Origin of the sequence: Alcanivorax xiamenensis, from assembly GCF_009846745.1 — a bacterium.
Lineage (GTDB): Bacteria > Pseudomonadota > Gammaproteobacteria > Pseudomonadales > Alcanivoracaceae > Alloalcanivorax > Alloalcanivorax xiamenensis.
The window spans coordinates 1-1832 of record NZ_AQPF01000106.1 but is presented as its reverse complement, the minus strand read 5'-3'; the positions used below and the strand labels follow the sequence as shown (position 1 = coordinate 1832).

Here is a 1832-nt window from a genome sequence, read left to right as displayed (position 1 = left end):
AAGCGTTGTTAGTGCTTGCCAGGGCGTTGGGCCTGGTTTCGCATTACCGGCGTCCGGCGTCCGGCGTCCGGCGTCCAACACAAAAGGAGCAAGTCATGGCATCTTCCCTGGCGGATCAGGTGATCTGGATTACCGGCGCGTCCTCCGGTATCGGCGAGGCGCTGGCGGCGGAATACGCCCGCTACGGCGCTCGTCTGGTGTTATCGGCCCGGCGCCGGGAGGAACTGGAGCGGGTGCGGAACACCCTGGTGAACGCCGATCAACATCTGGTGCTGCCCCTGGATTTGAGCGACCTTGACGCCATGCCGGCGGCGGCGGAGCAGGTCATGGCCCGCTTCGGGCGGCTGGATCAGGTGGTGCACAACGGCGGCGTTTCCCAACGGTCGCTGGTGCGCGAGACCAGTGTGGAGGTGGACTGGCGCATCATGGCGGTGAATTACTTCGGCGCGGTGGCGCTGACCAAGGCGGTGCTGCCGGTGTTCCGGGCGGCCAAAGCTGGCCGTTTCGTGGTGGTAACCTCGCTGGTGGGGGAACTGCCGACCCCGCTGCGTTCCGCCTACAGCGCCAGCAAACACGCCCTGCACGGGTTCTTCGAGGCGCTGCGGGCGGAAGAATACGATGAGGGCATTCGCGTTACCCTGGTGATGCCGGGGTTTATCCGTACCCAGGTATCGGTGAACGCGCTGGTGGGCGACGGTTCCGCCCAGGGCACCATGGACGAGGCCCAGGAGCAGGGCCTGGCCGCCGAGGAGTGCGCCCGGCGGGTGGTGGAGGCCGTGCAGCGTGGCCGCGATCAGGTTATCATCGCCGGCCGCGAGCGCATGGGCGTGTATCTGAAACGATGGTGTCCGCCGTTGTACCGCCGCCTGATCCGCAAGATCAAGGTCACCTGACCCCTTAACTCACCAACCCGCAGAGCCCGTTCAGAGGTTGCCATGGCAAGCGTCACCGACAGTCTCGATGCCAAGCATCGCACCCACTTCAACAAGCTGCAGAAGAAACTGCGGCGGGAAGTGGGTAAGGCCATCGCCGATTACAACATGATCGCCGACGGCGACAAGGTGATGGTGTGTCTGTCCGGTGGCAAGGATTCCTACACCATGCTGGAGATTCTGCGCAATCTGCAGCTTTCCGCGCCGGTGGATTTTGAACTGGTGGCGGTGAATCTGGATCAGAAACAACCGGGTTTCCCGGAGCATGTACTGCCGGATTACCTGGAGAAGGAAGGGGTGTCTTATCACATCCTGGAGAAGGACACTTATTCCATCGTCAAGGAGAAGGTGCCGGCAGGGAAAACCACCTGTGGGCTCTGTTCACGGCTGCGACGGGGCAGCCTGTACGGCTTCGCCGAGGAGATCGGCGCGAACAAGATCGCCCTGGGTCACCACCGTGACGACATCGTCGAGACCCTGTTCCTGAACATGTTCTTCGGCGGCAAGATGAAAGCCATGCCGCCGAAGTTGCGCAGCGACGACAACAAGAACGTGGTGATCCGCCCGCTGGCCTACTGCCGGGAAAAGGACATCGTGCGCTTCGCCCGCTACAAGGATTTTCCCATCATCCCCTGCAACCTGTGCGGTTCCCAGGAGAATCTGCAGCGTCAGACCATCAAGGAAATGCTCAACAGCTGGGATCGTGAGCATCCTGGCCGTGTCGAGAGCATCTTTTCCGCGATTCAGAATATCGCTCCCTCCCAACTGGCGGACACCCGCCTGTTTGACTTTGAACACCTGGAAGACGGCGTGCAGCGAGCGGGGCAGCACGCCCATCGTCTGGATGTGGTCAACTTGTTCGGCGGTTGAAAGCGCCAGACGCCAGACGCCAGACGCCAG

General features: G+C 62.3%; 2 protein-coding genes. Both read left to right on the top strand.

Going from position 1 to position 1832, the window contains the following annotated elements; genetic code table 11:
• The first annotated feature begins 95 nt into the window (after positions 1-95).
• Positions 96-893: an SDR family oxidoreductase gene (locus A6D6_RS21580; RefSeq protein ID WP_159661849.1), complete on the top strand. Its 798-nt coding sequence runs from the start codon at positions 96-98 to the stop codon at positions 891-893.
• 42 nt (positions 894-935) lie between these two features.
• Entirely contained in the window at positions 936-1802 is an 867-nt protein-coding gene (gene ttcA / locus A6D6_RS21575) for a tRNA 2-thiocytidine(32) synthetase TtcA (protein WP_159661848.1), read from the top strand.
• Positions 1803-1832 lie beyond the last annotated feature (30 nt).